The organism is Lentzea terrae (assembly GCF_003265345.1).
In the GTDB taxonomy this organism is placed as follows: Bacteria; Actinomycetota; Actinomycetes; order Mycobacteriales; family Pseudonocardiaceae; genus Lentzea; species Lentzea terrae.
Window position 1 is genome coordinate 692,324 of the sequence record NZ_QFWW01000020.1, and the last position, 22,350, is coordinate 714,673.

15 protein-coding genes and 1 riboswitch are annotated in these 22,350 nt (G+C 69.2%); of the genes, 3 read left to right on the top strand and 12 right to left on the bottom strand.

Going from position 1 to position 22,350, the window contains the following annotated elements:
- Position 1 precedes the first annotated feature (1 nt).
- The 3 genes from DI276_RS25180 to DI276_RS25190 form a co-directional block, all read right to left on the bottom strand.
- Positions 2 to 1,297 carry a serine hydrolase domain-containing protein gene (locus DI276_RS25180; protein ID WP_112267438.1) on the bottom strand — a complete coding sequence of 432 codons (1,296 nt, stop codon included), beginning with the start codon at positions 1,295 to 1,297 and terminating at the stop codon, positions 2 to 4.
- Positions 1,298 to 1,363: 66 nt separating this feature from the next.
- Complete coding sequence (locus DI276_RS25185; RefSeq protein WP_112267725.1) at positions 1,364 to 3,037, bottom strand: glycosyl hydrolase family 8; 1,674 nt, start codon at positions 3,035 to 3,037, stop codon at positions 1,364 to 1,366.
- 147 nt (positions 3,038 to 3,184) lie between these two features.
- Positions 3,185 to 4,015, bottom strand: a complete 831-nt coding sequence (locus DI276_RS25190) for a patatin-like phospholipase family protein (protein ID WP_232836887.1) — start codon at positions 4,013 to 4,015, stop codon at positions 3,185 to 3,187.
- Between the two features lie 65 nt (positions 4,016 to 4,080).
- A riboswitch (S-adenosyl-L-homocysteine riboswitch) is annotated at positions 4,081 to 4,161 on the top strand.
- 13 nt (positions 4,162 to 4,174) lie between these two features.
- On the opposite strand from DI276_RS25190, the gene metH reads away from it, so the two are divergent.
- From metH to DI276_RS25205, 3 genes are all read left to right on the top strand, one after another.
- A complete protein-coding gene (gene metH, locus DI276_RS25195) occupies positions 4,175 to 7,747 on the top strand; it encodes a methionine synthase (RefSeq protein WP_112267442.1) in 3,573 nt (1,190 codons plus the stop codon).
- Positions 7,748 to 7,872: 125 nt separating this feature from the next.
- A complete protein-coding gene (locus DI276_RS25200; protein WP_112267444.1) occupies positions 7,873 to 8,907 on the top strand; it encodes a sugar ABC transporter substrate-binding protein in 1,035 nt (344 codons plus the stop codon).
- Positions 8,904 to 10,826 (top strand): putative bifunctional diguanylate cyclase/phosphodiesterase, encoded by a 1,923-nt coding sequence (locus DI276_RS25205; RefSeq protein ID WP_157984917.1) that lies wholly within the window; start codon positions 8,904 to 8,906, stop codon positions 10,824 to 10,826. Before DI276_RS25200 ends, DI276_RS25205 begins: the two co-directional genes overlap by 4 nt.
- Here DI276_RS25205 and DI276_RS25210 read toward each other — a convergent pair.
- The 9 genes from DI276_RS25210 to DI276_RS25250 form a co-directional block, all read right to left on the bottom strand.
- Complete coding sequence (locus DI276_RS25210) at positions 10,817 to 11,752, bottom strand: aminoglycoside phosphotransferase family protein (RefSeq protein ID WP_112267448.1); 936 nt, start codon at positions 11,750 to 11,752, stop codon at positions 10,817 to 10,819. The genes DI276_RS25205 and DI276_RS25210 overlap by 10 nt on opposite strands.
- A gap of 12 nt (positions 11,753 to 11,764) precedes the next feature.
- Positions 11,765 to 12,445 carry a TetR/AcrR family transcriptional regulator gene (locus tag DI276_RS25215; RefSeq protein ID WP_112267451.1) on the bottom strand — a complete coding sequence of 227 codons (681 nt, stop codon included), beginning with the start codon at positions 12,443 to 12,445 and terminating at the stop codon, positions 11,765 to 11,767.
- Positions 12,418 to 14,091, bottom strand: a complete 1,674-nt coding sequence (atzF, locus tag DI276_RS25220; protein ID WP_232836888.1) for an allophanate hydrolase — start codon at positions 14,089 to 14,091, stop codon at positions 12,418 to 12,420. The genes DI276_RS25215 and atzF overlap by 28 nt, the downstream gene beginning before the upstream one ends.
- Positions 14,088 to 17,681, bottom strand: a complete 3,594-nt coding sequence (gene uca / locus DI276_RS25225) for an urea carboxylase (protein WP_112267453.1) — start codon at positions 17,679 to 17,681, stop codon at positions 14,088 to 14,090. Before uca ends, atzF begins: the two co-directional genes overlap by 4 nt.
- Complete coding sequence (locus tag DI276_RS25230; RefSeq protein WP_112267455.1) at positions 17,678 to 18,358, bottom strand: urea amidolyase associated protein UAAP2; 681 nt, start codon at positions 18,356 to 18,358, stop codon at positions 17,678 to 17,680. The genes uca and DI276_RS25230 overlap by 4 nt, the downstream gene beginning before the upstream one ends.
- Positions 18,355 to 19,179 carry an urea amidolyase associated protein UAAP1 gene (locus DI276_RS25235; RefSeq protein ID WP_112267457.1) on the bottom strand — a complete coding sequence of 275 codons (825 nt, stop codon included), beginning with the start codon at positions 19,177 to 19,179 and terminating at the stop codon, positions 18,355 to 18,357. The genes DI276_RS25230 and DI276_RS25235 overlap by 4 nt, the downstream gene beginning before the upstream one ends.
- A complete protein-coding gene (locus DI276_RS25240; RefSeq protein WP_112267459.1) occupies positions 19,179 to 20,723 on the bottom strand; it encodes an amino acid permease in 1,545 nt (514 codons plus the stop codon). The genes DI276_RS25235 and DI276_RS25240 overlap by 1 nt, the downstream gene beginning before the upstream one ends.
- A 133-nt stretch (positions 20,724 to 20,856) precedes the next feature.
- Complete coding sequence (locus tag DI276_RS25245) at positions 20,857 to 21,450, bottom strand: hypothetical protein (RefSeq protein WP_112267461.1); 594 nt, start codon at positions 21,448 to 21,450, stop codon at positions 20,857 to 20,859.
- Positions 21,428 to 22,315, bottom strand: coding sequence for a helix-turn-helix domain-containing protein (locus tag DI276_RS25250; RefSeq protein WP_112267463.1), 888 nt, complete (start codon positions 22,313 to 22,315; stop codon positions 21,428 to 21,430). Before DI276_RS25250 ends, DI276_RS25245 begins: the two co-directional genes overlap by 23 nt.
- Positions 22,316 to 22,350: the final 35 nt, after the last annotated feature.

Consider the following 22,350-nt stretch of genomic DNA (forward strand, 5'->3'; position numbering starts at 1 on the left):
ATCATCGCACCCGGCCGAACATCCGACCGGCGAGATCGACGCCGACGATCACGCCGTCCGCGTCGCGCGTGAAGAACCCGCGCTGCCCGGTGAACGCGCCCTCGGTGAGGACGTACTCGTCCTTCGGCAGCAGCCCCATCGGGAACGGCGCGTGGTCGGCGGGCAGCTCCATCTCGGCTTCCTGCCGGATCTCCGGCCGGATCAGCACCTCCAGCACCAGCCCGGCGCCGGTGTCCTCGATCGTCATGACCATCGCGTCGTTGTCGTACTTGCCCGCGACCTCGCTCGCCTTGTTCGCGTCGTACGGCAACGGCTCCGGATCCAGGTCGTTGACACCGATGTAGTGCTTGAGCGCCTTGCGCACCACGGCCTGGTTGAACGGAATCCCGTCCGGCCCCTGGTTCGCGATCGACACCACCGCGAAGTTGCGCTCCGGCACGATCAGCAGCTCGGCGAACTGCCCGTTGGACGACCCGCCGTGCCCGATCGCCTGTACACCGTCGATCTCGCGCAGGAACCAGCCGACCCCGATGGCGTCACCGAGGTTGCTGCCGCGGAGGATCGCCGTCGGCCGGCGCATCTCGTGGAGATCGTCGCTGCTCAAGTGAAACTGCGCCCACTTGAGCAAATCCCTGACGGACGCGGCGATACCACCACCTGGATTGTTGGCCCGCCAATGCCGCCACGGCCGCGCGATCTCGCCCTTCTCGTGCCCGACAGCGAACCGGCGCGTCATCACCGCGTCCCGGTCGAAGTGCGTGTTGCCCAGCCCCAGCGGCTCCAGCAGCAACGCCACGATCGCCTGCTCATAGGTCTGCCCGGTGACGTTCTCGATGATCCGCCCGGCCAGGTTGTACCCGGACTGGCTGTAGGAAGGGCGTTCGCCGACCGCACCGATCAGCTTCAACGTCTTGAGCTCGGCGACGTGCCTCGCCAGCGCGTCGTCGCCCTCGCCGGTGTCGACCAACGTGCCCCAGTCGAGCCCGGACGTGTGGTTGAGCAGCTGCCGCACGGTGAACTCGCGGTCGTCGGCCAGCTCCAGCTCCGGCACGTACCGCCGGACCGGGGCGTCCAGCTCCACGCGCCCATCCCGCACGAGCCGCATGATCGCGGTCGCGGTGTAGGTCTTGGTGACCGAGCCCAGCAGGAACAGCGTGTCCTCGTTGACGGGCAACGGGCTCTCGAGGCTGGTCACGCCTTGGCAGAAGAAGTGCTCCCGGCCGTCGTGGAAGACGCCGACCGCGGCGCCGGGGATGTCGAAGTGGCGGGCGGTCTGTGCGATGAAGTCGTTGTCCATGCTGAGAACTCTCGAACCCTGCCCCTGGGTCAAGGTCAACCCAGGAGCAGGGCGGAGTGACTCAGGTCACGGCACCCAGTGGTTGCCGGTCACCGTGATCATCACCTGCAGCTGGATGCTCGCCGCGAAGTACTCCGAGCTGCCGAACGACGTCGAGAGCATCTTGTTCCACAACGCGTCCAGCCAGGCCTGGCTTCCGGAGTCGGTGGTCGCCGCCACCGCGAACGGCGCGGTGTACGCGGCCGAGACCTCGCTGGAGATCTGCGTGCCGTTCAAGTGGTACCCGACTCGGATGTTCCCCGGGTTCCCGCCGAACTTCGACTTGGCCCACGAGTTGAGCTTGCGGGCCGCGGCCAACGACTTCGCGTCGCCGCTCGTCACCGCGTCCGCACCGATCCGCCACGGCACCCGGCAGGCGTTCCACCAGTACTTGCCGTCACCCACCTCGTCCTCCAGCACCTTGCCGGCCGGCGGGCGCGGCGTCGAGTTCGTCCGCTCCACGAAGTCGGGCAGCAGGCCGGTGGACGGCGCGAAGTTCTGCTGCATGGTGGTCATCAGGTTCTGGTGGGCGTTGCGGATCGTGTCCCACGCCGGGTCGCCGGTGGCCTTGCGGAACGCGCGGAAGTGGTCGGCCATCCAGTCCGACGAGCGGGTCACGTAGTAGCGCGGGTCGGAGGTCGTGGCCCAGTCGCCGGGGCGCAACAACTGCGTCGACGGGTTGATCTCGCTGCGCTTGATCGCGTTGATGTGCCGGATCGCGAGCTGCTTGTAGTTGTAGGTGCCCGTACTGCCCCACTGCCGGTCGGCGAGCAGCAACGCGTAGGCGACGTCCAGGTCGCCGTCGGTCGCCGCGTCACCGCCGTTGACGCTGACGCACTGGTCGTTCTGCTCGGACGCCATCAGGTCCGGGTCGATCACCGAGGGGTGGTCGATCTTCCACTTCACGAAGCCGTCGAAGATCCTCCGCGCGTCCGGGTCGGCGCCGGCCATCGTGGCGACGATGACCATGCCGTAGCCCTGCGCCTCGGCGACGTAGGTGTGGTCGGCGTCCGCGGCCCACACCTGGGACCACGCGCTGTTGCAGTTGTGCCGCAGGAACGCGGACTTCCAGCGCTGGTAGTAGTCCACCACCGCGGCGTCCAAAGTGGACGTGCTGCCGGAGGGACGCAGCACGCCGGCCGTGTAGGGCTGCTGGCGGCTGCCGAACGGGTAGCCGAGGCCGGGCGGCGGTGGCGTTGTGGTCGTCGTCGGCGGGTTGCCGCCACCGAGGCCGTAGACCTCGAACTCCCACAGCGAGTAGCCCCACGCCGTTCCGCGCGCCGTGCCGTAGACCCGCACATACCGGCCCGAACCGGACAGCGTCAAGTCGTCAACGCCGCCGTCACCGGCGCTGGTCGAGTACACGTCGGTCCACGCCGACCCGTCGGCGGACGTCTGGACGCGGTACGACCGGGCGTACGCGGCCTCCCAGTTCAGCCGAACCCGGCTGATCGTGTGCGTCGAGCCGAGGTCGACCCGCAGCCACTCGGGGTCGTGCCCTTCCACCGAGGCCCAGCGGGTCGAGGTGCTGCCGTCGACCGCTTTGCCCGCCTCGAACCCGGAGCCCTCGATGGACGACGCCGTCGCCGCCTTGCCCTGCGAGACCAGTGGATCCGCCGCCGATGCACTGGTCACCCCCGCCACGAGGAGACCGAGCACGAGCCCGGCCGCCCCCAACGCCGTTGCTGTTCTGCCGCCCACGACCGCCTCCAGCAATTGGTTAACAAACCTGCCAATGCGAGTGGAGAGCGACCGTAAGCGCCGCGAACAGCGCAAACAAGAGGTATCGACCTTTTACGACCTGCGAAAACGGTTACAAGAACCGCACGTTGCGCGATCGGACAGTGATCAGTTCCAGACCTCGCGAACCGCGTCGGCCACCGACGCCGCCTGCGCCAGGCCCGCTTCCGCCGCGGGTCGCCGCCGAGCCGGGTCCAAAAGGTTCCTGCCGATCGCGGCCAGCGCCACCTTCGAGGGACTCACCACGATCGACGGCACACCCAGCCGCGCGGCTTGCGCCTGCGGAGTCGCCGCAGGGCTCGCCGCCCGCGTCAACGGCGCCACGACCACCACCCGCGAGTACCCGGCCGCCAGATCGACGTTGGCCACCGACCGCATCCCGCCGTCCATGTACCGGCGGCCGTCGATGGTCACGGGCGGCCACACCAGCGGCACCGCGCAGCTCGACGCCACCGCGCGCACCAGCGGCACCCCGCTGTCCCGGTCGAACGCCACGAACTTGCCGTCCGCGGTGTCGACCGCCGTCACCTTCAGCGGCCGCTCAGGCCAGTCCTGAATGGACAGACGGGAGGAGAACACCGCCAGCCGGGACTCCTCGGACGGCGTGCGCGCCTTCAGTGCCGCCCGTCCCAGCCGGGCCCGCTTCGCGGCGGCGTTTCCCGGCATCACGTAGGAGAGCACGTACCGGACCACCATCCAGTTGGTCAGTCGTGCCGGGATCTCCCCATCGGGCGGCAACAGCTGGTGCGCGTAGAGGTCGGCCAGCGGGGTACCGCCCGCCAACTCCGTGGCCACCACTGATCCAGCCGACGTCCCCACGAACAGGTCCGCATCTGTCAGATCGACGCCCGCTTCTGCAAGTCCGTGCAGAATCCCTGTCTCCCAAGCGATTCCGGTGACACCGCCGCCGCCCAGCACCAACGCCCGCTTACCAGTCACGAGGTCCATCCTAAGAAGTGGGAGTGCTCCCTGCCCCCTGGTCGTCCGCGCTATGCTGGTCAACCGAGGCCGAGAAGCGCTGCAACGGGCTCCACCACCCGCCACGCTCGGCCTTGCACGACCACGAACAAGGGCGCTTCCGACTTTTCGGGAGCGCGCGTGGATCGACTCAAGTCACTGCTGAACCAGCGCATCGCCGTGCTCGACGGCGCCTGGGGCACGATGTTCCAGCAGGCCAAGCTCGCCCCCGCCGACTACCACGGTGCCGAGTTCGCGAGCCACCACATGGACGTCGTCGGCGACCCGGACCTGCTCAACCTCACCCGGCCCGACCTGGTGCTCGACGTGCACCGGCAGTACCTCGCCGCGGGTGCGGACATCACGACCACCAACACGTTCACCGCCACGTCCATCGCCCAGGCCGACTACGGGCTGCAGGACCGCGTGCGCGACATGAACCTCGCCGGCGCCCGGATCGCCCGCCAGGCCGCGGACGAGTTCGGCGACAAGTTCGTGGCAGGCAGTGTCGGACCGCTCAACGTCACGCTCAGCCTGTCGCCCAAGGTCGAGGACCCCGCGTTCCGCACCGTCACGTTCGAGCAGGTCAAGGCCTCCTACGCCGAGCAGATCGCGGCGCTGCGCGACGGCGGCGTCGACCTGCTGCTGATCGAGACGATCTTCGACACCCTCAACGCGAAGGCCGCCATCACCGCCGCCCGCGAGGTCGCGCCCGACCTGCCGCTGTGGATCTCGGTCACGATCGTCGACCTGTCCGGCCGGACGCTGTCGGGCCAGACCGTCGAGGCCTTCTGGAACTCCGTCGAGCACGCGAAGCCGCTGGTCGTGGGCGTGAACTGCTCGCTGGGCGCCGAGGAGATGCGCCCACACGTCACGGAGCTGGCACGGCTCGCGGACACCTACGTCGCCTGCCACCCCAACGCCGGGCTGCCCAACGCGTTCGGCGGCTACGACCAGACGCCGGACGAGACCGCGGCCCTGCTGCAGGACTTCGCCGGCAACGGCATCGTCAACCTCGTGGGCGGCTGCTGCGGCACCTCCCCCGCGCACATCAAGGCCGTCGCGGAGGCCGTTCGCGAAACCGCCCCGCGCACCCTCGCCGATCCCCGCAACACCACCAGGTTCAGCGGCCTGGAGACGTTCGAGATCGGCGCGGACACCGGCTTCGTGATGATCGGCGAGCGCACCAACGTCACCGGCTCGGCCAAGTTCCGCCGGCTGATCGAGGCCGACGACCACCAAGCGGCCCTCGCGGTCGCGCTGGACCAGGTTCGCGGCGGTGCGAACCTGCTGGACGTCAACATGGACGCCGACCTGCTCGACGGCGAGCAGGCGATGACGACGTTCCTCAACCTGATCGCGACCGAGCCGGAGATCGCCCGCATCCCGGTGATGATCGACAGCTCCCGCTGGGGCGTGCTGCAGGCAGGCCTCAAGTGCGTGCAGGGCAAGGGCGTCGTCAACTCGATCAGCCTCAAGGAGGGCGAGGAGCCTTTCCTCGCCCAGGCCCGCACGATCCGCGACTACGGCGCCGGTGTCGTCGTGATGGCGTTCGACGAGCAGGGCCAGGCCGACACGACCGAGCGGAAGGTCGAGATCTGCGGCCGCGCGTACGACCTGCTGACGCAACGACTCGGCTTCCCCGCCGAGGACATCATCTTCGACCCGAACGTGCTCGCCGTCGCGACCGGCATCGAGGAGCACAACGGCTACGCCAAGGCGTTCATCGACGCGTTGCCGCTGATCAAGCAGCGCTGTCCGGGTGCACGCACCAGCGGCGGCATCTCGAACCTGTCGTTCTCCTTCCGCGGCAACGACGTCGTCCGCGAGGCCATGCACAGCGCGTTCCTGTTCCACGCGGTGCGCGCGGGCCTCGACATGGGCATCGTCAACGCCGGCCAGCTCGTCGTCTACCAGGACATCCAGCCCGAGCTGCTGGAACTGGTCGAGGACGTCATCTTCAACCGCCGCGAGGACGCCACCGACCGGCTCGTCGCGCACGCCGAGACCGTCAAGGGTCCCGGCCAGAAGCGCGTGGTGGACCTGTCGTGGCGCGAGGCCACGGTCGGCAAGCGCCTGGAGCACGCGATCCTGCACGGTGTCGTCGACTTCATCGAGGAGGACACCGAGGAAGCCCGCCGGGCCCTCCCGAGGCCGCTCGACGTGATCGAGGGCCCGCTGATGGACGGCATGAAGGTCGTCGGCGACCTGTTCGGCGCGGGCAAGATGTTCCTGCCCCAGGTGGTGAAGAGCGCCCGCGTGATGAAGCGCGCGGTCGCGTACCTGGAGCCGTTCATGGACGCCGAGCCCAAGGCGACGGCCGGCGGCAACGGCAAGGTCGTGCTCGCCACGGTCAAGGGCGACGTGCACGACATCGGCAAGAACATCGTCGGCGTCGTGCTGGGCTGCAACAACTACGAGGTGATCGACCTCGGCGTGATGGTCCCGGCCGCGAAGATCCTCGACACCGCGATCCGCGAGCACGCCGACGTCATCGGCCTGTCCGGCCTGATCACGCCGTCGTTGGACGAGATGGTCTCGGTCGCCGAGGAGATGCAGCGCCGCGGCATGAAGCTGCCGCTGCTGATCGGCGGCGCCACCACGTCCCGCCAGCACACCGCCGTCAAGATCGCCCCGGTCTACGACGAGCCCGTCATCCACGTGCTCGACGCGTCCCGGGTCGTCGGCGTGGTGTCGGACCTGCTCGACGACCGGCGCGCCCACGAGCTGAACCTCGCGAACCGGGCCGAGCAGGCCCGACTGCGCCATCAGCACGAAAACCGCAAGCAGCTGCCGTTGCTGAGCCTGGAAGACGCGCGCGCAAACGCGGAAAAGGTCGAATTCGCCGAATTGCCGACCCCGGCATTCACCGGCACCCGAGTGCTGACGCCCACGCTGAGCGAACTGCGCGAGTTCATCGACTGGACGTTCCTGTTCCTCGCCTGGGAGCTCAAAGGCAAGTTCCCGGCGATCCTCGAGCAGCCGGTGGCGCGCGAACTCTACGACGACGCGACGGCGTTGCTCGACGAAATCATCGCCAATGGTTCCTTCAGGGCAAAGGGCGTCTACGGCTTCTGGCCCGCGCATTCGGCAGGCGACGACATCCAGCTGGAGAACGGCACGCTGATCCCGATGCTGCGCCAGCAGACGCAGAAGCAGGTGTCGCGCCCGAACCGCTCGCTCTCGGACTACGTGGCACCGGAAGGCGACCACCTCGGTGGTTTCGCGGTCACCATCCTCGGCGCCGACGAACTGGCCGCGAAGTACGAGGCCAAGCACGACGACTACCGCGCCATCATGGTGAAGGCGCTGGCAGACCGGCTCGCCGAGGCGTTCGCCGAGTGGATCCACCTGCGCGCCCGCCGCGACTGGTTCGAGCCGGACGCGCAGCCGGAACTGGCCGACCTGCACGCCGAGAAGTTCCGCGGCATCCGGCCCGCTTTGGGCTACCCGGCCTGCCCGGACCACACGGTGAAGCGCGAGCTGTTCGACCTGCTGGGAGCGGAGGAGATCGGGGTCACTCTCACCGAGTCGTTCGCCATGAACCCGGCGGCCAGTGTGAGCGGCCTGATCTTCCAGCACCCGGACGCGAAGTACTTCACCGTGGGTCGGCTCGGCCGTGACCAGGTCGTGGACTACGCACGCCGGTACGGCAAGCCGCTGGCCGAAGTCGAGCAGTGGCTGCGCCCGAACCTGGGCTATGAACCCAGCTGACGGTTCTGCAACGTGAAAGCGCTTCCCGGTATTGGGAGGCGTTATCCCGATTTGGTGCCAAGCGATGTAGCATCGGGCCGCTCCGGAGATCAATCACCGTCAGTCGAGCGAGCCCGAGGTCATAGATGCGAGCTGCGGCGCTGGTGCTGGGTGTGTTGCTGTTATCCGGCTGCGGTGGCGCTGCGAAGTCCGACGCGCTGCCGCACGTGGGTTTCGTCGTCAAGCGCACCGGTGGCTCCTTCGCGCAGGAGATGACCAGCGGGTTCCACGAAGGCGTCGGCCGCATCGGCGGCGTCAGCGCCACCGTGACCGGTCCGTCCGGCCAGGACGGGCACAAGGAAGTCAAGTTGTTCGCCGATTTGACGCTCGCCGCGAAAGGCGGAATCGCGGTCGCCACGTCCGAGCCCGCGCTGATGGCACCGGCCATCGGGGACGCGCTGAACCAGCACGTCGCGGTGCTCGGCGTGGACATGCGACTCACCGCGAGTTCCGGGGTGAAACTGCACATCGGTAACGACAACTACGAACTCGGCGAAAAGCTGGCTGACGAGTTGATGCGCCGATTGCCCTCGGACGCGACCGGAACAGTGGTGCTGGGAAACACCTCACCGGGACTCGCCGGGTTCGACGATCGAGCCGACGGCATTCGGGGGCGGTTCGCCGAGAAGCTACCGGGAGTACTGGTGCTGGGGCCGTTCGACACGCAGCGCGACGACGAAGCCAACCGTGACGCCTGGCGTCGGCTCGTCACTGCGAACCCAGACGCCCTTGCGTTCGTTGGGACCGGTGACTGCGACGGCGTGAACCTCGCCGCGCTGAAGACCGAGAAGTCGGCGAGGTGGCTGGTGGGCGGGTTCGGGGTCGACCCGAGAACGTTGCAGGCGGTGCGGGACGGCGCGATGGTCGCGACGATCTCGCCGGAGCACTACCTCAAGGGCGCTGTGGCGGGCTGGTTGCTCGCTCGGCACGCCAAGCGCGCGGCACCGTTGCCCAAGGGCTGGATCGAGACACCGGGGCTCACGGTGACCACCGCGAACCTCGAGCAGATCCTGCACCGGCAGGAGTCCGAAAAGGCGCGCCGGGAGTTCTTCCAGCCGCAGATCGACAGCTTCGTCGAGGAACCGGCGATCTGGATGCGACCGTTGGAGCAGGCACGGTGAGGCTTTGGGAGGGCCGCGCCACCGCACGGGTGGCGACGGCGGGGCTGACGGCCGGGCTGCTGGTCCTGGCGGGACTGGCGCTGTGGAGCAGCGTCTCCGCGCAGGCCACGACCGCGCACGTGCGCGCCGTGAACGACTCCAGCGACCGGTGGAGCCGCGCGATCCAGCAGATCAACATCGCTGACAACGCGTTGCGCGACCTGCAGCTCAAGCGGACCGAGCAGACCATCGAGCCGCTGAGGAACTCGATCGGCTCCGCACGGGGCGAACTGGAGTGGCTGAGCGCCAACGGCCAGTCCGAGGACACCGCGGTGGCCACCCGCCTCCTGCCCCTGTACGACCAGACCTCGGACATGCTGCGCAAGGTGGTCGCCGACGAGGATCCGCCGCAGGCCGACCAGGCGAGCCTCGCGCACTCGTCGTTGCGCCGCCAGATCGCCGCGACGCTCGGCGCCAAGCGCCTCGACACCACCGAGTACCTGCGGGCCGCCGACGAGAAGAACTCCCGGCTGCGGATCGCCCAGATCATCGCGTTCGTGCTGGACGCGTTCCTGGTGGGCCTGTTCGGGATGGTGCTGCTCGGCGCACGGCGCAAGATACTGCGCCAGGCCGCCAAGAACGAGCACGAGGCTCACCACGACGCGCTGACGGGTCTGGCCAACCGGACCCTGCTCGCGCGCCGCATGGAGGTGGCCGTCGCCAAGGCGTGCAAGAAGAACGAGCCGCTGGCGTTGCTGATCGTGGATCTCGACCGGTTCAAGGAGGTCAACGACTCGCTCGGGCACCACTCCGGCGACCTGCTGCTGCGTCAGGTGGCCAACAGGTTGTCGTGGGCGGTCCGCGACACGGATCTGGTGGCCCGCCTGGGCGGCGACGAGTTCGCGGTGCTGCTGCCAGGCGTCGGTTCGGCCGAGAACGCCCGCATGGTGGCGGACAAGATCCTCACCGCGCTGGCCATGCCGGTCACGCTGGAGGGTCTGGAACTCGAGATCGCCGGCAGCGTCGGTGTGGCGTTGTGCCCGGTGGACTCAATGGACGGCCACGAGTTGTTGCGGCACGCGGACATCGCGATGTACGCGGCCAAGCGCGACAAGTCCGGTGTGGCCGTCTACGACGCACGCCTGCACGAACGCGGCGCGTCCCAGCTCACCGCGGTGACGGAACTGCGCCACGCGATCGACCGCGGCGAGCTGTTCCTGCACTACCAGCCGAAGGCCCTGGCCGACACGGGCGCCGTGTGCGGTGTCGAGGCGCTGGCCCGCTGGCAGCACCCGACGCGCGGCCTCGTCCGGCCCGACGAGTTCATCCCGGTCGCCGAAGAGAACGGCCTCATCGAGCCGCTGACCCGCTACGTCATCGACGCGGCGCTGCGCCAGTGCCGGGCGTGGCAGGACGCGGGCTGGGAGGTCCCGGTCTCGGTCAACGTGGGCGCGGCCTGCCTGCTGCACGCGGAGTTCCCCGGCGACGTCGCCGACCTGATCAAGCGGCACGGCCTGCCTGCCCGCCTGCTGACGCTGGAGATCACCGAGTCGGCGATCATCTCCGACCCGGACCGCGCGGTGGACGTGCTGCGCGGCCTGACCGAACTGGGCGTGCGTCTGTCCATAGACGACTTCGGCACCGGCTACTCGTCGATCTCCTACCTGCGCAGCATGCGCGTGCACGAGATGAAGCTCGACCGTTCGTTCGTCACGCACATGTGCACGGACGCGGGCGATTCCGCGATCGTGCACGCTCTTGTTGCCCTGGCCCGGAACTTCGGCCTGCAGGCCGTCGCCGAGGGTGTGGAGGACCAGGACACCTGGACGGCGCTCGCCGAGGCCGGTTGCGACGTGGTCCAGGGGTACTTCCTCAGCGAGCCGTTGCCCGCCGAGGAAGTCGTTGCCTGGCTGGGAGATCGCGCGGCGGCTCACGCATAGGGGTCAGTGTCCCGCCACTGGTTGATGAACGGCTTCATGAACTCGACCATGGCGGGCAACTGGTCCGCGCACGACAGGTACGCGATCACCCGGATCGCGCCGACCGCGTTGACGAACCGGAGCACGTCCTTGTCGAGTGTGCGCAGCCCGTTCTTCTCAGCGCCCCGGTTGTAGGCGGCTTCCAGCTCCGGGCCGAGGCCGCCCAGGTCCCACTCGACCGGCCCCTTCGTGATGAGCTCGAAGTCGGAGAACAACGGGCCGTTCGTGCTCGCGAAGATGTTCGCGGGCGGCGAGTCGCCGTGGATGGGCTGCAGGTCGATGCCCGGAAACGCCTTCTGGAACTCGGCTTCGTCGCTGACGAGCGGTTCCAGCACCTGCCACTCGCTCTTGGCCCTGGCGAGGTCGGCCGGGTCGACGAGGTCCTGACCTTCGAGCCTTTCCAGACCCTCACGGACGAACCGCGGGTCCGCCGACGACAGGAAGTCCAGCTCGCCGGGATAGTCGCGCAACGCCTTGTGCAGGTCCGCGGCGAGCTCGGAGTTCTTGACGTAGTCGGGTTCGCTGGACTTGTCCTCGTCCGTGAACGGCCAGAACGTGATCGACAAGCCGTCTTTCTGCACGGGCTTGCGCGGCACCAGCGGGCTCGGCGGGATCACCGGCGTGCCCTGGTCGTGCAGCCACTGCGCCACGTCCAGTTCCTGCTGCTGCCTGCGCGCCAGGTCTTCGAGCGTCGTGGTGTGCGGCAGGACGGTCGGGATGCGGGCCACGACCGGCGCCGGCGCCAGGTGCACCACGACGGAGAACAGCTCGTAGAGCACCTTGCCCTCGGTGATCTCCAGGCCGAGGTCGCGACCTGCTGCCACGGCGGCTTCCCTGACCGCGTTCGTGCGGTGGGCTGTTTGTTCAGGGGTCGCGAAGTCTGTCATGACACGATCGTGTCACGACCCGCCGATGAGCCGCAGATCATTTTCGCGGGCTGCGGCGATGGTCCGCTCGTCGGCGCCGCACACCCGCAGGCACGCCTCGGCGATGGCGTGGCAGTCGGCGGTGTCCGGCACGCGCTGCCGCCGTTGCTGGATCACGACTTCGACCAGCCCGATCAGCAGCTCTCCCCGCCGCGCACCCGCCGTCGACGCCGGGTCGTCTCCCGCGACCCGAGCCCCGATACGAGCGTAGGCGCGCTGGAGTTCCAAGCGGTCGTCGCGGAAGGCGTCGTACCGCTCCAGCTGCACTTCGGGCAGCAGGTAGAGCATGCCGATGTTGTGCGGTGCGGTCGCAAGCGTGTGCGCGTCGGCCATCGCGAGCGCGTAGAGCGCCGGTGCGGCCGGCAAAGCGCGGTTCTCCAGGGCTCGTGCGGTGTCCAGGCTGGGCCGCACGGAGATGCAGAGCAGTTCCAGGAGCATGTCGTCCTTGCCTGCGAAGTGGTAGTAGAGGGAGGCCTGCCGAATCCCCACCCGGTCGGCGATGGCGCGGGTGGAGGTCGCGGCGAACCCCTGACTGACGAAGAGCTCGGCCGCGGCTTCGAGGATCTGTTCCCGTGGCGAGCGGCCGTCGTCGGGCGCGTGCCGCGGACGACCGGGGCGGGGGCGGGTCACCTGCTCGCCAGGTAGTTGCGCCATCCCCCGAACGCGGTGATGTCCTCCGCGCCTTCCAACGCCCACGGTTCGGCCAGGAAACCGGGGACGCTGCCGCCGTCGGCGAGCTCGACCGTGCCGATGACCATCGGTGGCGGCACGGCGGCGACGAAGGTGCCGAACCCGGCTGCCGGGAGTCGCCAGACCTCGCCTTCCACCGACTCGCCGCCGGCCGGCACCCGGACGAGGCCGGGCTTGGGCGGAGTTGTGGCCAGTGCGCGCAAGCGGTACGCCGCGGCGGTGCGCGCCGGCCGGACCAGGGTGCCGCCGGCCCGCACCAGCTCCTTGTTCAGGGGCTGGCCGCTCAGGTGTGCGCCGACGACGAAGAGTTCGAGGGACGGCGCGAGCAGCCGCGACGCGAGTTCGGCCAGCGCGCGGTCGCTGAACGCGGGACCGGTGAACATCACCCCGAACGGCAGACCGTCGACGAACCCCGCCGGGACCGCGAGCGAGGCCAGGTCGAGCAGGTTGGCGAAGTTGGTGAAGCGCCCCAGCCGGCTGTTGACGCCGACCGGGTCGGCGGCCACCTCGTCCAGCGTGGGATGGCACGTGGTGGTCGGGGTCAGCAGCGCGTCGCACCCGTCGAGCAGGGTTCGTCCCGCCCCGCCGAGGCGGGCGAGCGTGGCGGTGTCGGCGGCCCACTGGGCGGCCGACGGCATCGCGCCCGCGAGGATGATCGCGGCGACGGTCGGGTCGAGTTCGGAGCCGATCAGGTCGCGGTGAGCCTCGATGTGGGCACCTACGGCAGCGTAGCGTTCGGCGACAAAAGCGCCGCCGTACAACATCTTCGCGGCCTCCAGCAGTGGCGCGATGTCGACCTCGACGATCTCCACTCCGCTGGCGGCCAGGCTCGCCGCCGCGGCCTCGAACGCCTCCCGCCAGCCCGGTGCCATGTCTGCCAGGTGCTCTGCCGTCGGAACGGCGACCCGCGGTCGTGGCGGAAGCACCATCTCCGCACCGGCCTTGCGGGACAACGGATCTGCAGCGTCCACACCGGACATGAGGTCCGCGACCAACCGGCCCAGCGCGAGGTCCCGGGCGAACACCGTGACGCAGTCCAAGGTGTAGCACGCGGGCACGACACCGGTGAGCGGGACGAGGCCCTTCGTCGGCTTCACCCCGACGATCCCGTTCAGGGCGGCCGGGACACGTCCGGAACCAGCGGTGTCGGTGCCCAGTGCGGCATCGGCGATGCCCAGCGCGACGGCCACCGCGGAGCCCGCCGACGAACCGCCGGAGATCCTGGCCGGGTCCCAGGCGTTGCGGACCGCGCCGTACGGGCTCCTGGTGCCCACCAGACCGGTCGCGAACTGGTCGAGGTTGGTCTTCCCGAGCACCACTGCACCGGCGGCCCGCAGCCGTGCGACGGCCGTGGCGTCCGACTCCGGCCGGTAGAGGTACGAGGGCGCGGCCGCGGTGGTCGGCAGTCCGGCCACGTCGATGTTGTCCTTGACCGCGATCACCCGGCCCGCCAGCGGCAGGTCCTCGCCCGCCGCGAGCCGCGCGGCGACGTCCTTCGCCTCGCACAGCGCCTCTTCGCGGAAACGCCGCGTCACCCAGATCTCGGGGCGGAAGACCGCGTCGATCCGGTCGAAGGCCAGCTCGACGGCGGCGATGGGGTCCGGCGTCACGGCTGCACCGCCGCGAGGATCTGGCCGGGGTCGACCTGGTCGCCGGGACGCACGTAGAGCTCGACCAGTTTGCCCTGGACGGGTGCGGTCACCTCTGCCTCCATCTTCATCGCTTCCAACGAGAGCACCGCATCTCCTTCAGCCACAACGGATCCGGGTTCGAGCGCGAGCCGCCAGACGGTCGCGGTGAAAGGTGCGGTCACGGCGATCGCTCCCTCGGGCAGCGTCACCGCGGGTGCGGCGGGCAGGTCCGGTTCGTCGTGCCGGTCGAACTCACCGGCGTGCCGCCACCGCTGTTTCTCCTCCTCGAAGGCTGCCGTCTGGCGCGTCCGGAAGGCCGCGATGTCGTCGGCGTTGTCCTGGAGGAACCGGAGGTGGTCGGCGATCGAGAACGTGCCGTCGACCGTTTCGAAGTCACCCCGGCCGGCGTCGGTCTCGGCGCGCAGTTCGAGGAGTTCCTCGGCTTGCACCGGATACCACTCGATCCGGTCGAAGAAGCGCAGCGCCCAGGGATGTTCGGTGAACAGCCCGCCCCGGCGGTAGCGGTTCCAGACCTGCACGGTGCGGCCGACGAACTGGTACCCGCCCGGTCCTTCCATGCCGTAGATGCACAGGTACGCGCCGCCGATGCCAACCGAGTTCTCGGCCGTCCACGTCCGCGCGGGGTTGTACTTCGTCGTCACCAGCCGGTGCCGGGGGTCGAGCGGCGTCGCCACCGGAGCGCCGAGGTAGACGTCACCGAGGCCGAGCACCAGGTAGGAAGCGTCGAAAACCGTGCGGTAGACGTCGTCCACGGATTCCAAACCGTTGATGCGGCGGATGAACTCGATGTTCCACGGCGTCCACGGCGCGTCGGAACGGACGCCGGCCATGTACCTCTCGATCGCCAGCCTCGTAGCGGGATCGTCCCAACTCAGCGGCAACCGCACCGTGCGGGACGGCACCACGAGGTCTTGCGTGGCAGGCACTTCGTCTTCGAGCTCTTGGAGCAGCCGCGCGACGTCGGAAGCTTTCAGTCGCGCGGGGTCCGTGTGAACCTGCAACGAGCGGATGCCCGGCGTGACGTCGAGAATTCCTTCCGGCGCGTGCTGCGCAAGCGTTTCCTGGAGCGCGTGCACCCGCATGCGCAGCGCGAGGTCGAGGGTCATCGGCCCGTACTCGACGAGCACGTTGCCGTCACCGTCACGGCGATAGGTGACGGACGGGCGGTCGCCGGTCTCCTCCAACCTGCCCAGCACGCCGTCATCATCGTCGCCGCCGTTTGAGACGACGTGCGGAGCAGCTCGCCGGTCGACCGCGGCATCGGTCTCGCGCACCCGCACGAACCGGACCGTGTCGCCGGGCCGCAACTGGCCGAGCTTCCACAGATCGCCGCTCGCGACCACGGCCGGGCAGACGAACCCGCCCAGCGACGGGCCGTCGGGACCGAGGATCACCGGGGTGTCGCCGGTGAAGTCGATGGCACCGATGGCATAGGGCGTGTCGTGGATGTTCGACGGGTGCAGTCCGGCGTCGCCGCCGTCGGGTCGCGCCCAGGCCGGTTTCGGGCCGATCAGCCGGATGCCGGTGCGCGCGGAGTTGTGGTGCACCTTGAAGTCGTTGGCGTAGAAGGTGTCCAGGTCGTCGCGGGTGAAGAACTCCGGTGCCCCGTGCGGCCCTTCGGTGACCGCGATCTGCCAGCCGCTCGTGATCGCGGGACGGCGGTGCGTCGGGGTGGGGCCACCGATCGTGGTCAGTCCCGGGTTCTCCGCGGCGTCCGGTGAGCACAGCCGCAGCACGTCACCGGCCAGCAGCGCGCGACCGGCGTGGCCGCCGAACCCGCCCAGGGTGAACGTCGAGGCGCTGCCCAGGTAGTCAGGCACGTCGATCCCACCGCGGACGGCCAGGTACGTGCGCAGTCCGGGACCGGCGGCCGTGCCGATGCTGAGCGTGCCACCGGCCGGGACGTCGACCGGTTCCCACTGCGGTACGGGCTCACCGTCCACATCGGACTCGACGGGAGCGCCGGTGAGGCAGATGACCGCGGGCACCGAGAACCGCAGCACCGGCCCGGTCGCGGTGATCTCCAGTGCAGGCGCCGTGCCGGGGTTGCCGACGGCGAGGTTCGCCTCGGTCAGCGAGACCGGGTCGAACGGGCCGCTGGGCGGGACGCCGACCTGCCAGTACCCGACCCGGCCCGGCAGGTCCTGCACGGTCGTCATCGTGCCGGGCACCAGGACGTCAACGCGGGGATAGGGATCGGTCGTGCGGTCGAGTGTCGAGGTCGAGTGCACCGCGGCCCGTACGTCGTCCTCGTCGGCAAGTGCGCGCAACAGCCCCAGGTTCGTGACGATGCCGTCGACGCGGGAGCCGTCGAGCGCCTCACCGAGGAGGTCGAGCGCGGCGTCCCTGGTGGGTGCGGCGGCGATCACCTTGGCCAGCAACGGGTCGTAGTGCGGCGAGACCTCCAGCCCGGTCTCGATCCAGCCGTCGACCCGGACGAGGTCTTCCGGGAAGACCGCCCTGGTCACGAGTCCCGCGGACGGCAACGACTCCTTCGCGGGATCCTCGGCGTAGACACGGGCCTCGACGGCGTGCCCGTCCGGGACCCACGGCGCGTCGAAGAGGCGATCGGGCAGGCCGTCCGCACCGTCGCGGGCCAGGCGCAGCATCAGCTCGACCAGGTCGACACCGAAGACCATCTCGGTGACGGGGTGCTCGACCTGGAGCCGCGTGTTGACCTCCAGGAACGACGGCTCCTGGCGGACCGGGTCGTAGAGGAACTCGACGGTGCCGGCGCTGCGGTAACCCACCGATGCGGCAAGGTCCCGTGCCGAGGCGTGCAGGACCTCGCGAACGTGCTCGGGCAGGGCCGGGGCAGGTGCCTCCTCGACGACCTTCTGGTTGCGGCGCTGCAGCGAGCAGTCCCGGTCGCCGAGCACGGCCACGCGGCCGATACCGTCCCCGAAGAGCTGCACCTCCACGTGCCTGGCCGGGCGCACCAACCGCTCCAGAAACACGCCGGCGGCACCGAAGTGCTGTTGTCCCAGCGAAGCAACGCGGTCGAACGCCGCCCGAACCTCGTCGCTCGTGGTGCAGGCCTGCATGCCGATTCCGCCGCCACCACCGGTCGCCTTGACCATCACGGGCAGCCCGATCCGTTCTGCGGCTTCGACGGCCTCGTCGGCGCTCGCCAGCAGACCGGTGCCGGCGAGCATGGGCACACCCGCACGCCGGGCGATCTCCCGAGCGGTGTGCTTCTCGCCGAACGCGGTGATCTGTTCGGAAGTCGGTCCAACGAACCGCAAACCCGCCGCCTCGACCGAATGCGCGAACGCGACGTTCTCGGACAGGAAGCCGTAGCCGGGGTGGATCAGCCCGGCACCGCTGGCGAGCGCGGCCTCGATGATCGCGTCGGCCCGCAGGTACGAGTCGCGCGCGGGGGCCGGACCGAGCCGGACCGCCGTGTCGGCCTCCCTGACGTGCGGCGCGGCGCGGTCGGCGTCGGAGTAGACCGCGACCGCCTTCATGCCCAGTGCCCGCGCGGTGCGGATGATTCGGCGCGCGATCTCGCCCCGGTTGGCGACCAGCACGACGTCGAACGACGTCATGGCTCCACCACGAGCATGCGCAACGGCGTCGGGTTGAAGTCGTTGCACGGGTTGTTCATCTGGGGACAGTTCGAGACCAGCACGAGCACGTCCATCTCGGCCCGCACCGCGACCCGCTTGCCTGGCGCCGACATCCCGTCGACGATGCCCAGCGCGCCGTCCTCCTCCACCGGGACGTTCATGAACCAGTTGAGGTTCGACACCAGGTCGCGCAGGCCGAGACCGTGCTTCTGGCCCTCCGACAGGAAGTTCTCGCGGCACCCGTGGTGGAACATGACGTGATGGCCGTACCGCAGCGTGTTGGACTCCTTGGAGCAGGCGCCGCCGATGGTGTCCTGCCGGTCGATCTCGTTGCCCACCACGGTCATGAGCGGGTTGCCCAGGTTGCTGCGCAGCACCGTGCCCGTGCGGACGTAGGCGTTGCCCTGCCAGGCCAGCGTGTCCGGCGCGCTGTAGCGCTCCTCGGTGTCGGCCGCGTTGTAGATCAGGCAGTCGCCCGACTGGTTGCCGCCAACGTCCACAATGGTCAGCACGTGACCTTTGCGAACCACGGCGGACCATGAGGCGTTGGGAGCGACCCGTTCGTCGAGCACGACCTCGCCCGGCACGAGCGGTTCCGACCAGTCGAGAGGTGAGTCGGGGGCGAACGTGGCCCCGACGGGGACGGAACTGGTCACAGCCCTCGCGCCTCCGCGTAGTCGATGGTGTTGAGGTAGGCCCGGTGCGCTTCCGGCGTGACCTGGAAGCGGTCGTCGTCGGGTCCGGTGGGCTTGGAGCGCCAGGCATGCACGCGCAACGGCCCGACCACGTAGTCCGCGCGAGGATCCAGCGGGTGCGGCACGTTGGCCACCAGCACCAGCAACGGCAGTTCAGCCAGCAGTTCTACGGATTTGCCCTCCCCCGCGGATCCCCGCCACTCGAAGGCGCCGTCCGCGTCGACCCGAACTCCTTGGAAGAACGAGACACTCGGCGGCAGGTCGCGCGGCGCGAGGCCGTGTTTGGCCGCGGCCTTGACGAACAGCGAGCGGCCCGCCGGGAACGGCCCCTCAGGTGCGGCATCCCCGTACTTCTGGAGGCACCACGCCTCGGTAGTGGTTCCGCAGAACGCGTCGTGGTGACCGGACGTGTCACCGACGATCGACGCGAGCACCCGGCCGTCGCCCGACAGCAACGGGTGCCCGGCATCGAGGTAGGCCTGCCACGGGATCTTGAGCGTGTCGGCGACGTTGAGCCGCTCGACCGGCTCCAGCGCGTTGTAGACGATCACGTGCGCACACGCGTCGCCCGTCGGGTCGTCGAACCGGATCCGGGTGCCCCTGGCCACCACCTTGTGCGTGTATCCGCCTGGGGCAACGGTTTCCGCCCAGGTGAGCGCCGACGGTTCCACACCGTCGGGGCAGTACGGGCTCGACGACGCCGGCAGGTAAGGCATCCACTCGCTCGTCTGCCCGCCCCGCGCGCGGGCGTCCTCCCTCGCGTTGAGCACGGTGTCGGTCATCAGGACTCCTGCGCGGTGTGCGAGACGTGCCGCAGCTCGATCCGGCCGTGGACCTTGTGCTTGAACAACAAGTACCCGGCGCCCGCAGCCAGGCTCAGCGCGACCACGAGCAGCGCGCTCCAGCGCAACCACCAGGTCTCGCCGGTGAGGTCGTAGATCTCCGGGCGGGGCCACAGCAGGTTGATCGCCATGCCGATCTGGTAGACGACGGCGAGCACGTTCAACGGGATTCCCCACGCGCCCAAGCTGAACGCGGGCCTGCCCTGCTCGTCGACACCTCGCGGCCAGCCGTCGGTGTTGCGGTGCCGGATCCGGACGATCAGCAGCGGCAGCGTCACCCCCAGGTACGCGAGGTAGAGCATCGCGATGCACAGACTCGACAGCGCGGTGAACAGCGCGGACTGCCCGATGTTGACCACCAGCGCGATCGCCGCCCCGACGCCGACCACGATCGAGGCGCCGATCGGCGTGCCGGTGCGCGGCGACACCTTGCTCAGCCCCCGGTGGAACGGGAACGCCTGGTCCCTGGCCATCGAGTAGATCATCCGGGCGCCCGCGGTCTGGATGGCCAGCGTGCAAGCGAACACGGCCACGGCGACACAACACAGGAACAGGCGGCCCAAAACGCCACCCAACCGCTCGGTGAGCACCCAGGAAAGCCCACCGGTGGCCAGGTTGCCGTCGGTGAGGCTGGGCGCGGCCAGCAACGCACCGATGATCAGCAACGCCCCACCGATGGCGGACGCGATGAGCGCGTGCAGGATCGTCCGCGGCGTCGTCCGGCGCGGCGAGTGCGTCTCCTCGGCCAGTTCGCCCGCGGAGTCGAATCCCACCATCACATACGCGGCCATCAACGCCGAAGCGAGGAACGCCGGAAGATAACTGCCCTCACCGCTCCAGCCTTCGGTGGTGAAGACGACCTGAGGGCCCCGCTCGGGCAGAACGAACAGCGCGAACACCAACGCAATGACCGCAACGATCTCAATCGTGACACCAACACTGGTGGCCGCGGCCATGTGCCGGATCCCGGCGATGTTCACGGCCGTCGTGATCACGAGCAGGATCACGCCGAGCAGCACGGCGTTCTGCGCACCGGTCGCCGACGTCACCGCAGGGTCCGCGCCGGGCCCACCGACGATCTGGAAGCCGGACCAGATGCGCGGCAGCACGACCTGGATGGCGATCGCGGCAGCGGCAACGGTGAGGATCTGACCGATGACCATGATCCACCCGGCGAACCAGCCCGCGGTAGTACCCGCCAACCGGCCGGACCACTGGAAGATCGCGCCCGAGACCGGCCACCGCGCCGCGAGCTCGGCGAAGCACAGCGCGACGAGCAGCTGCCCGACGAAAACCAGTGGCCAGGCCCAGAAGAACGACGCCCCACCGAGCCCGAAGCCCAGCCCGAAGAGCTGGAACACCGTCGTGAGAATCGAGACGAACGAGAACCCCGCCGCGAACGACGAGAACGTTCCCACTCCCCTGCGCAGCTCCTGGGCGTAACCGAAGCCAGGTGAACCTCTGTCGTTGAGCGACGTGCTCATGGGTCCTCCGCGAGGCCGGACGGAATATCTGTCGAGCGACAGGTATGACTGTTCAGCTCAGGTGTTTCACGTTCCGGTGACGCTGCGTAAATTAGCGGTTAAGCACCCGTGGTGGTATGCGCTTTCCGCAAACTCACTCGCACGCCACCAACACCAGGCAGAGCAGGTTTCGCTGGTCGTCGACGATCTCGTGGCCGGTGACGTACTCCGCTTCGCCCACGGGGAAGACGAAGGCGTTGGCGCCGGTTTCTCGGTCCAGCACCACGTTCGTCCAGCTGTCGCCCGGCGCGGTGCGGACGAAGGCGGGTGTGCCGTCCTCCTCGTGCGGGAGTGACGCGCGCATGGCCTCGTCGCCCCACAGGACGGCGTAGTCCTCGATGAAGTGGGCGTCGTGGTAACCGGGGACGTTCCAGTCCGCCGCCGCGATCGCGGAGGGCTCGGCCAACGGGATCACGACCACGGTGACCGTGTGCCAGGACGCGTCGGGATCCTCGCCGTCCGGGATGAAGGGGGTGGTGCCCACGTACACCGGGTGGCTGCCTGCGGGCAGGTGGTGGTTGAACCCGCCCTCGGTGCGCCACGGGGTTTCCCACGTGATCGGGCTGTCCAGCACGACGAGATCACCAGCGTGGCCGAACGACGCCGGACGGACGCGCGTGTACCTGTCAGCCAAGCGCCACAACAGTTTTTCGAGGTCCGCGGGATCAGGTCGCCTGTTGTTGGTCACGTTCCGCTCTTCCAGGTGAGGTTTCAGGTCGGGGCGCCGTGGCTTGAGCCAGCAGTGCCAGCGTGGTGTGCGACGGCGAGCCGGGTGGTGCGGTGGCGACCACGATGCTCGGACCCGTTCCGTTGCTGAGGGTTTGCTGCGTGACGGTGAGCGGGCCGACGAGGGGATGTCTCATCTCGTAGTCGGCGGTGCCACCGGCTTTGACGCGGTGGTCGGCCCACATCGAGGCGAACTCGTCGCTCTTCGCGCTCAGCTCCCCCACCAGTTCGTGCAGCGCGGCATCGTCGGGATGCTGTCCCACCGTCAGGCGCAGGTTTCCCACCACCGCCTTGGCTTTGCCCGGCCAGTCCGCGTACAGCTCGCGCGTGTGCGAGTCGAGGAACATGAGCCGGGCCATGTTCGGGCGGCGTGCCAGGTCGAAGTCCAAGTGTCCCGCGAACAACGCGTGCCCCAGCCTGTTCCAGGCCAGCACGTCGCTGCGGCGGCCGAGCACGATCGCGGGGACGGCGGCCAGTGCGTCGAGCAACTGACCGGTCGCTGTGCAGACGCGCTCGGGCGCCGGCCTGCGCGGTCGGCGGGCCTGCTTCGCCGGCCTGGCCAGGGCGTGCAGGTGTTGCCGTTCGGCTTCGTCGAGGTGCAGGGCGGTGGCGAGGGCGTCCAGGACCTCCGGTGAGGCGCTGGTCGAGTGCCCTTGTTCGAGCCTCGTGTAGTAGGACGTGCTGACTCCGGCCAGACGCGCCAGTTCTTCCCGTCGCAGACCCGGCACACGTCGACGATCGCCGTAGGTCGGTACGCCGATGTCATCGGGACGAAGCTGCGAGCGCCGCGTCTTGAGGAAGTCCCCCAACCGTGCCGTTCCGCTCATGGACCCGAGTATGGCTGGTGTCTGCGCCCGGAACC

Coding starts and splice junctions, on each gene's coding strand:
- DI276_RS25180 (WP_112267438.1), bottom strand. CDS start 1,297: ATGGACAACGACTTCATCGCACAGACCGCCCGCCACTTCGACATCCCC.
- DI276_RS25200 (WP_112267444.1), top strand. CDS start 7,873: ATGCGAGCTGCGGCGCTGGTGCTGGGTGTGTTGCTGTTATCCGGCTGC.
- DI276_RS25210 (WP_112267448.1), bottom strand. CDS start 11,752: ATGACAGACTTCGCGACCCCTGAACAAACAGCCCACCGCACGAACGCG.
- DI276_RS25215 (WP_112267451.1), bottom strand. CDS start 12,445: ATGGCGCAACTACCTGGCGAGCAGGTGACCCGCCCCCGCCCCGGTCGT.
- uca (WP_112267453.1), bottom strand. CDS start 17,681: ATGACGTCGTTCGACGTCGTGCTGGTCGCCAACCGGGGCGAGATCGCG.
- DI276_RS25235 (WP_112267457.1), bottom strand. CDS start 19,179: ATGACCGACACCGTGCTCAACGCGAGGGAGGACGCCCGCGCGCGGGGC.
- DI276_RS25240 (WP_112267459.1), bottom strand. CDS start 20,723: ATGAGCACGTCGCTCAACGACAGAGGTTCACCTGGCTTCGGTTACGCC.
- DI276_RS25250 (WP_112267463.1), bottom strand. CDS start 22,315: ATGAGCGGAACGGCACGGTTGGGGGACTTCCTCAAGACGCGGCGCTCG.